This is a genomic window from Tsukamurella pseudospumae (assembly GCF_001575195.1).
Taxonomy (GTDB): domain Bacteria; phylum Actinomycetota; class Actinomycetes; order Mycobacteriales; family Mycobacteriaceae; genus Tsukamurella; species Tsukamurella pseudospumae.
In genome coordinates this window covers 1,108,185-1,119,803 of the sequence record NZ_LSRF01000058.1, presented here as the reverse complement: position 1 = coordinate 1,119,803, position 11,619 = coordinate 1,108,185, and the positions used below count along the sequence as shown (strand labels likewise).

The following is an 11,619-nucleotide window of genomic DNA, read 5'->3' as shown; positions in this document are numbered from 1 at the left end:
ACGTTGGCGGAGGTGGACGGGAATCGAACCCGCCAGGCCGAGATACTCGACCTCACCGGTTTTGAAGACCGGGGGGCCCACCAGGAACCCGGACACCTCCGCCGACCAACATAGACCCCGATGCCCACCTCCGGGGTCCGGTGGGCGCGCTAGCGTGGTGACATGACCGCAGACCTCGCCCGGCTCACGTCCTTCGCGCACGGCGGCGGTTGCGCCTGCAAGATTCCGCCGGGTGAGCTCGAGGACGCGGTGCGGGGACTGACGGGACAGGTCGCGCCCGACGTCCTGGTCGGGTTGGACGACGGTGACGACGCCGCGGCGGTCCGGCTCTCCGACGATCTGGCCGTGCTCTCGACCGCGGATTTCTTCACCCCCGTGGTGGACAGCGCCTTCGACTGGGGACGGATCGCCGCCGCCAACGCCCTCTCGGACGTCTACGCGATGGGCGGTCGGCCGGTGATGGCCATCAATCTCGTCGGTTGGCCCCGCGAGCAGCTGCCGATGGAGCTCATGACCGAGGTGCTGCGCGGCGGCCTGGCCGTGGCGCAGGAGGCCGCGTGCCCGGTGATCGGCGGACACAGCATCGACGATCCCGAACCCAAGTACGGCATGGCCGTGACCGGTGTCGCGCACCCGGACCGACTGCTCCGCAACGACTCCGCCGCCGCCGGCCTGCCACTCACACTGACCAAGCCGATCGGTGTCGGACTGCTCAACAACCGGCACAAGCGCACGGGCGAGGTCTTCGAGGCCGCCATCGCGACCATGACCACGCTCAACCGAGACGCAGCCGCCGCCGCACTCGCCGCGGGGGCGCGCGCCGCCACCGATGTCACCGGGTTCGGTCTGCTCGGCCACCTGTTCAAGATGTGCCGCGCCTCGGGCATCGGGGCCGAGATCGACGCCGCCGCGGTCCCGCTGGTCGACGGTGCCCGCGAGGCCCTGCGGGACGGGTTCGTCTCCGGCGGCACCCGGCGCAACCTCGATTGGGTCGCGCCGCAGCTGCAGGTGGACGGCGCGAGCGAGGACGATCTGCTCTTCCTCGCCGACGCGCAGACCTCGGGCGGCCTGCTCGTGGTGGGCGAGGTGCCCGGCTATCCGGTGATCGGGCGGACCGTCGCCGCGCCGGATGCGCCGGGGCGCATCGTCATCCGGTGATCGAGTCCCCGGTCTCCCCCGCCGCGCGGCGGGCGGCGAGGCGCCGCTTCTGCGGCTCGATCGTGTAGCGCGGGTCCTTCGCGGACTCCAGGCCCGCCTCGAAGACACCGAAGCGGGTGCATGCGGACGCCGCGAGGAGCGCGCCGCCGGACAGGGCGGCGAGGCACCGTCGAACCACTCCTCGGCGACCGCCCGTGAGCAGCGCGCCCACGCCCCCGGCGACCGCGAGCCGCTCGGCCCACCGCATCAGCTTCCCGGGCGTGCCGTGGTGCAGCGGCTCCGCGGCGACAGGGTCCATGCGGGACTCCATGATCCGGGTCGCGGCCACGTCGCCGATCACGCCGAGCACGGCGAAGTTCCGCGCCGGCGCGGCCTCCTCCGCGGGTGTGACGATCAGCGCCAGACCGCTCGCGGCGAGGCTCGCCGAGCTGACGAAGACGAAGGGCAGGTCCTTGTACGCCGCGTTCCAGGTGGGCATCGCCGTGTCCGCCAGGAGCACCGCCGTGTACGCCGCGAGCGGCGTCGCGAACACCGCGGCGCCCAGGCCCGCGGGCGCCTCCGCGAACCGCAGGACCTTCCGCAGCGGGCCGAGCGGAAGGCGCTCGCCGAGGATCCGGTCCACTTCCGCCACGGCGGCCACGCCGATCAGGCCGCTGTACCCGGAGAGGATCCACGAGCCCACGCTCATCGGCGAGGTCACCTTGAAGGTGCGCATCATGTGCAGGAAGCGTTCGGGGCGGCCGAGATCCGCGACCAGCGCGAGCGCGCCCACGCCGGCGGCACCGAGTCCCGCGAGGCGGGCGTTGCGGCGCAGCACCGGGTAGCCGGACAGCTGCGCGCCCGCGGCGAGCAGCCCCGAGCCGCCTGCCACGCCACCGAGGAAGAGGTAGGCGCCGACGGGCGCCTCCCACGGCGGCGGCTTCACGATCGGGTGGCCGTAGTAGCCGTCGACGTGCTCGATGACCGCCTCGGGAACCATGAGATCATCGGGACGCCTGGACTTCCCGGGCTTGCGGGAGCCGTCGCCGCGCTTACCCCTCCGCTCGGGCCGGGGCGGACGGAACTGGTCGAACTCCGAGCTCGTCATCTACCGGCCCCGCTTCCGCGCCGACAGGAACGAGACCGCGGCGGCCGCGATCATCCCCGCGGCGGCGGTGCCGGCGCGCTTGTACATCGTCATCAGGTCGGCGGTGCAGACCCGCGGGTCGGGCGGGAGGCCGTAGACCTCGGGCTCGTCGAGCAGCAGGAACACCGAGCCGGTGCCGCCGACCCCGTCGTTCTCGTTGGCGCCGTACAGGCGGGCCTCGGTCATGCCCTGCGCGTGCAGCTGCGCGACGCGCTCGCGGGCCGTGGCCACCATCGCCTCGCGCTCGCCGAACTTGATCGACGTGGTGGGGCAGGTCTTGGCGCACGCCGGCGTCTCGTCGTCACGGAGCCGGTCGTAGCAGAGCGTGCACTTCTGCGCGATCCCACGGTTGTCGACGGGCGGCTGCTCGCCCTTGCGATGACCCTCCCGTGTGGTCGGGGCGACGGTGCCGTCGCTGCGCCGCTCGACCACCCCGAACGGGCAGCCCGCGACACAGGTGCCGCAGCCGTTGCAGATGTCGTTCTGCACCACGACGGTGCCGAACTCGGTGCGCATCATCGCGCCGGTGGGGCACACGTCGAGACAGCCGGCGTGGGTGCAGTGCTTGCACACGTCGGAGGACATGAGCCAGCGGAACTCGGGGGTGTCGGGCGGCGTCACGTCGGCCTCGCCCCACGCCGGCATCGCTTCGCCCGCCGACGCCTCCCCCCTCACCGGGGCGGTGTCGCGGATCGCGGGCATGCCCAGACCGACCAGCTCCCGGCCGGATTCGCGGGCGCGCTCGATGCTCTCGCGGTCCTGCTCGATGAAGGCCACGTGCCGCCAGGTGCTGGCTCCGAGCGCGACGGTGTTGTCGTACGACATGCCCGTGAGCTCGAGGTCACCGTCGCGCGGATTGCGGTTCCACTCCTTGCACGCGACCTCACAGGCCTTGCAGCCGATGCAGATCGACGTGTCGGTGAAGAAGCCACGCCGGGCCTCGTGCACGTGCCAGTGTGCGTCGACACTCGGGTCGGTGGGGCCGGTCAGCTGTCCCATCGCCTGCCACCTCCTCGTCGTCGTGTGCTCGTCACCATCGAGTGAACCCCTCCTGCTCGGGATCGTCTCGCTCCGGGTCGGGGAAGATGTCCTCGGGCCGTGGGTCGGTCAGGCGCACGTTGTCGGTGTCGACGGTGACCCCCGCCCGGTCCCGGTAGCTCTGCACCAGATCCTCGAGCGCCGCGCCGCGTGGCCGGCGGCCCGCGATCACGGTGCAGGAACCCACCTTCGACTCCTGGATCTGGGTGTTCGGGTCCAACGTGACGCCGATCAGGTCGTTCGCGGCGTCGCCCGTCACCACGGCGTCGGAGCCCACGCCCCAGTGGTACGGCAGTCCCACTTGATGCACCGTCCGGCCGCCCACGACGAGCGGGCGCATCCGCTCGGTGACCAGCACCCGGCACTCGATCGCGGCACGCGGCGAGACGATCGTGGCCCACCCCTCGTTCTCCAGTCCGCACTCCGCGGCCAGCCCCGGCGAGACCTCGCAGAACATCTCGGGCTGCAGCTCCGCCAGGTAGGGCGACCACCGGCTCATGCCGCCGGCGGTGTGGTGTTCCGTGAGCCGGTAGGTGGTGAACACGTACGGGTACACGTCCGCCCCGGGGTCGCCCGCACTCGGCGCGTCGAGGTTGTCCTCGCGCGGGAACATCACGCGCGCAGGCGCCTGCTGCTGCGGGTAGATCGCGTTGCGCACCGGCGATTCCTGCGCCTCGTAGTGCGTCGGCAGCGGACCGTCGACCAGCCCCGTCGGCGCGAACAACCAGCCCTTGCCGTCCGCCTGCATGATGAACGGGTCGTCGCCCGCGAGGGCGTCGGCCCCCGTGGCCCCGGGCTCGGGCACCGTGCCGGGCGCGAGGGTCGCGGGGAAGTCGGGCACGTCGGGCCCGGTCCAGCGGCCCGCTGCCTCGTCCCACCACATGTACCTCTTGCGCTCGCTCCAGGGCCGGCCCTGCGGGTCGGCCGAGGCCCGGTTGTAGAGCATCCGACGGTCCGCGGGCCACACCCAGCCCCACTCGGATTGGGTGATCCCACTTCCGCCCTGGGGCACCCGCCGGGCTGCGTGGTTGCTGCCCTCCGCGTAGACGCCCGTGTAGATCCAACAGCCCGCGATGGTCGAACCGTCGGCCTTCAGCTGGGAGTACGACGTGAGGTTGCGCCCCGCGTCAGGTCCGGAGACGAAGCGGCCGTTGATCTCCGAGAGCACCGCCTCGGGATCCGGATTGCCGTGCTCGTCCATCGGGTAGTCCCAGGTGAGGTCCAGCAACGGGCGGTCACGGTCGTCGGTCGAACCGGCGAGCCGCTCGCGGATCCGGACGCCGAGCTCGTAGAAGAAGTCGAGCTCGCTCTGCGCCTGCCCGGGCGGCTGCACGGCCTGGTGCCGCCACTGCACCATCCGCTGGGTCTGCGTGAACGAGCCCGCCTTCTCGACGTGCGTGGCCGCGGGCATGAAGAAGACCTCGGTGCCGATGTCCTCGGTACGGAGTTCGCCGGACTCGATCTCCGGCCCGTCCTTCCACCACGTCGCGGTCTCGATCATGTTCAGATCGCGGACCACCATCCACTTGAGCTTCGCCATGCCCATGCGCTGCTGCCGCCCGTTCGCGGAGCCCACGGCGGGGTTCTGGCCGAGCACGAAGTACCCGTCGACCTTCCCGTCGAGCATGTCGACGGCGGTCTGGTACGTGCCCGCCGGCCCGTTGAGCATCGGCAGATAGCCGTAGGCCCAGTCGTTCTCGGCCGTGGCCGCATCGCCCCACCAGGCCTTGAGCAGGCTGATCATGTAGGTGTCGGCGTACTGCCAGTACCCCTTGCCCGTCTCCGGCCGGACCGATGCGATGTAGTCGGCCAGAGTGTCGTGCTTGCCGACCGAGGGCATCGGCAGATAGCCCGGCAGCAGGTTGAACAGCGTCGGAATGTCGGTGGAGCCCTGGATGCTGGCGTGCCCGCGCAGCGCCATGATGCCGCTGCCCGGGCGCCCGACATTGCCCAGCAGCAGCTGCAGGATGGCCGCGGTGCGGATGAACTGCGCGCCCATCGTGTGCTGCGTCCAGCCCGTGGCGTACCCGAAGCAGGTCGTGCGCTCACGACCGGAGTTGCTCGTGATCGCGTCCGCGAGGTAGCGGAACTCGGCCTCCGAGACGCCGCACATGTCGGCCACCACCTCCGGGGTGTACCGGGAGTAGTGCCGGCGCAACACCTGGAAGACGGTGCGCGGATCCTGCAGCGTCTCATCGCGACCCGCCACGAACCGCCACGTGGACGGGTCGTAGGTGCCCGTCTCCGGGTCGAACCCGGAGAACAGGCCGTGGAGATCCTCCGTGTCGCGGAAGTCCTCGCCGACCATCTCGGACGCGTTCGTGTACGCGACCGCGTAGTCGTGGAAGTACTTCTCGGTGCTCAGCACGTGGTTGATGAGCCCGCCGAGCAGCACGATGTCCGAGCCCGCACGGATCGGCACGTGCCGGTCCGCAACGGCGGAGGTCCGCGTGAAGCGGGGATCGACGTGGATCACCCGCGCGCCGCGCGCCTTCGCCTCAGAGACCCACTGGAATCCGACGGGGTGCGCCTCGGCCATGTTTCCGCCCATGAGCACGATGCAATCCGCGTTGGCCATGTCCTGCAGGGACTGGGTGGCGCCGCCGCGCCCGAACGAGGCTCCCAGACCGGGAACCGTGGCGGAGTGTCATATGCGGGCCTGGTTCTCGATCTGGATGGCGCCCGCAGCGGTGAACAGCTTCTTGATGAGGTAGTTCTCCTCATTGTCGAGCGTCGCGCCGCCGAGCGAGGCGATGCCCATGGTGCGCCGCAGCGGGCGACCGTGCTCGTCGAAGTCCTGCCAGCCGTGCCGCCGCGCCTCGACGAACCGGTCGGCGATCATGTCGATAGCCGTGTCCCGGTCGAGGTCCTGCCATTCGGTGGCGTGGGGTGCGCGGTAGCGGATCTTGGTCTGCCGCAACGGGTTGTTGACCAGCTGCTCGCTGGACGAACCCTTGGGGCAGAGCCGCCCGCGCGAGATCGGCGAATCCGGATCGCCCTCGATCTGGATGACCTTCTCGTCTTTGACGTAGACCTTCTGGCCACAACCGACGGCACAGAACGGGCACACGCTCTGCACCACCCGATCGGCGGTCTTCGTGCGCGGCTCGAGCGCTCGGGTACGCGGGGACTCGACGGCCGGGCCGCGGCCGAACACGTCCCCTGAGCGGAGCTGCCGCACCACGGGCCATTCGAGGGGGCTGAACCTCGTCATGCCCACGAGCCTAGTCCTGCCGCGGGGGTGGCGCGGACCTTCCTCCGTGAATCCACGCCCGAGGCGCACGGGAGGTCGGATCCGGCCTCCAGTCGACCTCAGCCGTGGATTCACAGAGTCCCTCCCCGACGACCTGTGAGATCGTGAAGGTCCCGCACGGGGAACGCGCCACGAGTCAGGGAGTCCACCGCACATGATCGAGCTCGCACAGCGCGCGGAGCGGCTGCTTCCCCCCGACGTGTGGGCCTACCTGATGCGCGGGGCAAGCATCGGCGAGTCGGCCTGGGAGCGCTGGCGGTTCGCGCCCCGGGTGCTCCGCGACGTGCGGACCGTCGACACGACGACGCCCCTCTTCGGCGAGTGGCGCTCCCCCATCGGCATCGCGCCGACGGCCTTCCACCGCCTCGTCCACCCGGACGGCGAGACCGCGGTCGCCCGCGCCGCGGCGGCCTGCGGTTCGCCCTTCGTCCTGTCGATGCGCGCGACCACCCGGATCGAGGAGGTCGGCGCGACGGCCGCCGGACCCTGGTGGCAGCAGGTGTACCTGATGCGCGACCGCGGCATCACCGACGCCCTGGTCCAGCGGGCCGCAGCGGCGGGCGCCACGGCCCTCGTCCTCACCGGCGACACCCCGTACGTGGGCCGCTCCGGGGGACGCGGGCTGCCGCCGCTCGATGATCGGCTGGCGCTGGTCAACGTCGCCCAGCACGTGCGGCCCGGGTCGGATCCGTGGGCGGAGATCGAGCAGGACGCCGGCGCCGTGCTCGGCGACATCCGCCGGCTCGGCGACCTCACCGGACTGCCGGTGATCGTCAAGGGCGTGCTGCGGCCCGACGAGGCCCTGCACTGCATCGATGCGGGCGCGGCGGGGATCTGGGTGAGCGATCACGGCGGCCGGCAGCTGGGCCGGACGGTGCCGCCGGCGCACGCCCTCCCGGAGGTCGCCGGCGCTGTCCGTGGCGCCGTGCCCGTTCTGGTCGACGGCGACGTCCGGTGCGGCCTCGACGCCCTTGCTGCGCTCGCCCTGGGCGCGGACGCGGTGTTCGTGGGCCGGCCGGCGCTGTGGGCCCTCGCCGACGGCGGAGCGGACGGCGTCGGCGCGATGCTGTCGGGGCTCTGGGAGGAACTGCGGCACGCCATGGGGCTCGCCGGGGCGACGCGGATCGCGGAGCTGACCCGGGACCTGGTCGTCGAACGCTGACCGGCCGGGGCCGCGGACACGGCCTGTCTGGCACCGCCGGACCGTAGGGTTGACGGCGGTAGTCCACTCGAGGAGGAATCGCATGCTCACCGGTCGCGCACTGCTGCTGGACATGGACGGCACGCTCGTCGACTCGCGCGCCGTGGTCGAACGGTGCTGGAGCCGGTGGGCCCTGGGCAATGGGCTGAACCCCGCCGAGGTGCTCGAGGTGGCGCACGGCCGGCAGGGCCACGCGACGATGGCCGCCCTGCTCCCCGACCGGCCGATGGAGGTCAACCTCGCCGAGAACCGCGTCCTCCTCGCGGAGGAGACGGCCGACACCGACGGCATCCTCCCCATCGGTGGGGCCGCCGCCTTCCTGTCCGCGCTCGACGGTGCCCCGCACGCGCTGGTCACCTCCGCGGACGTCGCGCTGTCGACGGCGCGCATGGGCGCTGCGGGGCTGCCGCTGCCGGCCGTACGGGTGACCGCGGAGGACGTGCGCGCCAGCAAGCCCGACCCCGAGGGTTTCCTCCGCGGCGCGGAACTCCTCGGCGTCGCTCCCGCCGACTGCATCGTCTTCGAGGACTCCGAGGCGGGGATCGCCGCGGCGCGGGCCGCGGGGATGCGCGTCGTCGGCGTCGGTCCGGGCGCGGCCCGGTTCTCCCCCGACGTCCAGGTCGACGACCTGACGGGGGTGACGGTCACCGTCGACGACGAGGGCATCCACCTGACGGCCTGACCGGCACCGTCGGCAAGGGTGAGACGGTCGGGCGCCCCGGCGACATAAGGGGGTGTGACGTCCACGATGAGAACCGACGAGTCCGCGGACCGGACCCTGCTGACCCGCGCCGCGGGCGGCGACGGAACGGCGTTCGCGGAGATCTACGACCGGCACGTGCGGCCCGTCTACTGGCAGGCCTACGCCGTGCTGCGCGACGCCGACGCCGCGCAGGAGACCGCCCAGGACACCTTCCTCACGCTCTGGCGGCGCATCGATTCGGTGCGCATCGTCGACGAGTCGGTGCTGCCGTGGCTGCTCACGACGGCGCGGTTCACCGCGCTCAATGCGGGGCGCAGGCTCACCGCGGTCCGGGACAGATCGGCACCGCTCGACGGGGCCGGAGAGGACCCGCCCGGCGCCGCGCCGTCCCCCGAGGACGAGGTCCTCGCCGGCGAGATCCGCGATCTGATCGCGGACGCCGTGCACGACCTGTCCCCCACCGACCAGCGCCTGTACCGCCTCTGCGTGGAGGGCGAGCAGACCTACGAGCGGGCCGCGGCCGAACTGGGTGTCACCCACGCCGCCGTGCGCAACCGCGTCTCCCGGCTGCGCGGTCGCCTGCGCGCCGACCTGAGCACCCTGAGGGAGCAGTCATGACCACGCCCAACCGACTCGACGACATCCTCACCGACGACCGGATCGCGCGGATGCGCGGCGCGGTGATGGCCGAGGTCGGCGCCGACCTGGACCGGGTGCGCCGCAGCCGTAGGCACCGGACCATCGGCATCTCGGCCGCCGCCGCGGTGGCGGTCGTCGCCGTGGGCGGCGGCGTCCTCGTCGGTACCCAGGGATCGCAGACCTCCTCGTCGGCGCCCGAGGCCGCGCGAGGCGCGGCGCCCACCCAGTACGCCGGCACGCCCACGCGCACTGCGGAACCCACACCCACCCGCGCGGGGCCGGCGGCTGCGGCGGCCCCGACCACGGCACCGAACGGGACGCCGACGGCACCGTCGACCCCTGCGCCGGTCCAGAACAACCGTCAGGTGATCACCACCGGATCAGTGACCGTGACGAACGCGGACCCGGCCGCCGTGGCCCGCGAGCTCGCTGCCGCCGCCGAACGCCTCGGGGGACGGGTCGACGCCCGCACCGAGTCCGGCGGCGACGACGCCCGTGCGAGCCTGACCCTGCGCGTACCCAACGACAAGGTGAACGAGCTGGTCGAGAAGGTCGGCGGACTCGGCGAGGTCGGCACCGTTCGACTGGAGCACGAGGACGTGACCGGCACCGTCGTCGACCTCGACGCGCGGATCCGCGCGACCCAGGTCTCCGTCGACCGGCTCACCGCGATCCTCGCGCGCGCCGACACCACCGCCGAGGTGATCGCGGCCGAGTCCGCTCTCACCACCCGTCAGCAGGAGCTCGAGACCCTCCAGTCGCGGCGCGCGTCGATCGGCGACCAGGTGTCGCTCTCGACGGTGACCGTGACGGTCTCGATGCCGACGGTGACCGTGGACCGGTCCGGATTCACCGGGGGGCTGCAGGACGGCTGGGACGCGCTGCTCGGGGCCGGACGGTGGCTGCTCGTGATCACCGGCGCGGTGCTGCCGTGGGCAGCGGTGCTCCTGGTGCTCTACGGGGTCTACCGAGGGGTGCGCCACTTCCGGCGCCGGTCCTGACGCCCCTTCCCGGCCAACGGTTTCGGCAGCGCGCTGCCGATACTCGGGGCGACTGGGCGTTGATTCAGCCCTTGCGGCGGCTAGGACGGGACGATGAGCGCGCGGGCCGTGGCGAACCGCGGCCCGCGCGCACCGTCGACCTCCACGAAGAAGTCGGCCTCCGAGAAACTCTGCTTGCTGCCGGGCTTGATCACCCGACCGACGGCCAGGAAGGCCTCGCCCTGGGCGGGGCGCAGGAACTGTGTGTCCATCTGGGTGACGAGGCCGCCCGCGCCGGGGTGCATGGCGAGCGCGTAGCCGCAGGCGTTCTCCAGGACGCCGGCGATGAGCGCGGCGTGCAGGCCGCCGACGTTCTGGCAGAGATCGTCTCGGCGCTCGAGGCGGAGCACGACCTCCTCACGGTCCGCACTGAGCACCTCGATCCCCGCCCACCTGTTGAAGGGCAGCGAGGCGTTGTAGTCGACGAGTTCCTGAAAAGTCACTCGTGCACTATCGCACCCGGCTGATCAGCGACCGGCAGCGGCGAGAACCGGGGCAGGGGTCGGGCGTGGCGTGGGCGCCGGCGCCGGAGTCGGTCTCGGCGCGGGGGCCGGGGCGACGGGGGTGCCGAGGCCACCCAGTCCGGAGAGCACGTCGAAGGCGATCTCGCCCGTCTGCCACAGGGCGAGGATCGCGCCCTCTGTGGCGGGCCGGACGCCGGGGTTCTGCAGGGCGAGACCGTTGGCGAAGGTGAGGGTGTTGTAGCCGTCGTCGGCGGCGCGCAGCATGAGGTTGGACGCGACGCCGGCACCGACGATCCGGTCGAGCCCCTGCCCGAAGAAGTAGAAGGTCCACAGGCCCCACAGGTCGGCGTTGTAGATCCGCTTACTGCGCTCGGGGATCACGTTGCCGTTCTTCGCGATCGAGTCGACGATGCGGTAGAAGTCGAGCGCGTTCGCCGGCGTGCTGTGCGCCTGCTCGACGGTGTAGGCCAGGTCGACGGTGATGTGCGCGTTGTAGCCGGCCATCGCGACGCGGCCCGGCGGTAGCTCGCAGCGCGAGGCCAGCCGGAAGTAGTTGCCCCACCACTGCGGTACGGGTCCGCCGGTCCACTGCGCGTGCATCGCGCGCAGGTACCGACTGACCAGACCGATGGACAGCGACTTCGCGTACCGCGGATCGTCGAGACCGGCCTCGTTGCGCTGCGTCGGCGTCACGGCGTCGCGAATCACGCCATCCATCCCCACACCGAACAGCCCCCGCCGGTCCCTGTGCGCGGCAAGGATGTCGGCGATGCCCCGCTGCCGGACGGTGAGGTCGTCGAGGCTCGCGAAGGTCGGGGCCGTCGGCAGGGCCGCCGGGTCGGACAGTTCGACGATGCGCTTGTTCTCCGCGGGAGTCAGTGCAGTGCCGCAGTAGGCCGACGGTGCCGCACCCGACGGAGCGGACACGAGCGAGACCGCTATCACCGCAGCGGCGACCGTGCCGGCGACCCGCGCCGACCACCGGGACATCATGCGT

At 72.1% G+C, this 11,619-nt stretch carries 10 protein-coding genes and 1 tRNA gene; 5 read left to right on the top strand and 6 right to left on the bottom strand.

The annotated features are described in order from the left end of the window. Positions 1-4: 4 nt before the first annotated feature. Positions 5-100 (bottom strand) — tRNA-Sec (locus AXK60_RS24075). Between the two features lie 62 nt (positions 101-162). Here AXK60_RS24075 and selD point away from each other — a divergent pair. Continuing rightward, positions 163-1,158 carry a selenide, water dikinase SelD gene (gene selD, locus AXK60_RS24070; protein ID WP_068575042.1) on the top strand — a complete coding sequence of 332 codons (996 nt, stop codon included), beginning with the start codon at positions 163-165 and terminating at the stop codon, positions 1,156-1,158. On the opposite strand, the gene nrfD is transcribed toward selD, so the two are convergent. The 3 genes from nrfD to fdnG are packed head-to-tail and all read right to left on the bottom strand — an operon-like array spanning position 1,148 to position 6,536. After that, entirely contained in the window at positions 1,148-2,245 is a 1,098-nt protein-coding gene (gene nrfD, locus AXK60_RS24065; RefSeq protein ID WP_068575041.1) for an NrfD/PsrC family molybdoenzyme membrane anchor subunit, read from the bottom strand. The two genes, selD and nrfD, sit on opposite strands and share 11 nt — an antisense overlap. Beyond that, positions 2,246-3,283, bottom strand: a complete 1,038-nt coding sequence (locus AXK60_RS24060; RefSeq protein ID WP_068575040.1) for a 4Fe-4S dicluster domain-containing protein — start codon at positions 3,281-3,283, stop codon at positions 2,246-2,248. A gap of 31 nt (positions 3,284-3,314) precedes the next feature. Further along, entirely contained in the window at positions 3,315-6,536 is a 3,222-nt protein-coding gene (fdnG, locus tag AXK60_RS24055; RefSeq protein ID WP_244881163.1) for a formate dehydrogenase-N subunit alpha, read from the bottom strand. A gap of 193 nt (positions 6,537-6,729) precedes the next feature. Here fdnG and AXK60_RS24045 point away from each other — a divergent pair, with 193 nt between their 5' ends. From AXK60_RS24045 to AXK60_RS24030, 4 genes are all read left to right on the top strand, one after another. Then, positions 6,730-7,737 (top strand): alpha-hydroxy-acid oxidizing protein, encoded by a 1,008-nt coding sequence (locus tag AXK60_RS24045; protein ID WP_068575038.1) that lies wholly within the window; start codon positions 6,730-6,732, stop codon positions 7,735-7,737. Between the two features lie 82 nt (positions 7,738-7,819). Continuing rightward, positions 7,820-8,458, top strand: a complete 639-nt coding sequence (locus tag AXK60_RS24040) for an HAD-IA family hydrolase (RefSeq protein ID WP_068575037.1) — start codon at positions 7,820-7,822, stop codon at positions 8,456-8,458. 66 nt (positions 8,459-8,524) lie between these two features. Continuing rightward, positions 8,525-9,097: an RNA polymerase sigma factor gene (locus tag AXK60_RS24035; protein ID WP_068575036.1), complete on the top strand. Its 573-nt coding sequence runs from the start codon at positions 8,525-8,527 to the stop codon at positions 9,095-9,097. After that, a complete protein-coding gene (locus tag AXK60_RS24030) occupies positions 9,094-10,119 on the top strand; it encodes a DUF4349 domain-containing protein (protein WP_068575035.1) in 1,026 nt (341 codons plus the stop codon). The genes AXK60_RS24035 and AXK60_RS24030 overlap by 4 nt, the downstream gene beginning before the upstream one ends. 80 nt (positions 10,120-10,199) lie before the next feature. Here the strand turns inward: AXK60_RS24030 and AXK60_RS24025 are convergent, their stop codons facing one another. Together AXK60_RS24025 and AXK60_RS24020 are read right to left on the bottom strand one after the other, a co-directional pair. Beyond that, entirely contained in the window at positions 10,200-10,601 is a 402-nt protein-coding gene (locus tag AXK60_RS24025) for a PaaI family thioesterase (RefSeq protein WP_068575034.1), read from the bottom strand. Positions 10,602-10,625: 24 nt separating this feature from the next. Beyond that, on the bottom strand, positions 10,626-11,612 hold the full coding sequence (locus AXK60_RS24020; RefSeq protein ID WP_175400100.1) for a DUF5995 family protein: 987 nt from the start codon (positions 11,610-11,612) through the stop codon (positions 10,626-10,628). Positions 11,613-11,619: the final 7 nt, after the last annotated feature.

What these genes read in the sequence shown, in the direction of transcription:
- selD (WP_068575042.1), top strand. Translation starts at nt 163, where the DNA reads ATGACCGCAGACCTCGCCCGGCTCACGTCCTTCGCGCACGGCGGCGGT.
- nrfD (WP_068575041.1), bottom strand. Translation starts at nt 2,245, where the DNA reads ATGACGAGCTCGGAGTTCGACCAGTTCCGTCCGCCCCGGCCCGAGCGG.
- AXK60_RS24060 (WP_068575040.1), bottom strand. Translation starts at nt 3,283, where the DNA reads ATGGGACAGCTGACCGGCCCCACCGACCCGAGTGTCGACGCACACTGG.
- AXK60_RS24045 (WP_068575038.1), top strand. Translation starts at nt 6,730, where the DNA reads ATGATCGAGCTCGCACAGCGCGCGGAGCGGCTGCTTCCCCCCGACGTG.
- AXK60_RS24040 (WP_068575037.1), top strand. Translation starts at nt 7,820, where the DNA reads ATGCTCACCGGTCGCGCACTGCTGCTGGACATGGACGGCACGCTCGTC.
- AXK60_RS24035 (WP_068575036.1), top strand. Translation starts at nt 8,525, where the DNA reads ATGAGAACCGACGAGTCCGCGGACCGGACCCTGCTGACCCGCGCCGCG.
- AXK60_RS24030 (WP_068575035.1), top strand. Translation starts at nt 9,094, where the DNA reads ATGACCACGCCCAACCGACTCGACGACATCCTCACCGACGACCGGATC.
- AXK60_RS24020 (WP_175400100.1), bottom strand. Translation starts at nt 11,612, where the DNA reads ATGTCCCGGTGGTCGGCGCGGGTCGCCGGCACGGTCGCCGCTGCGGTG.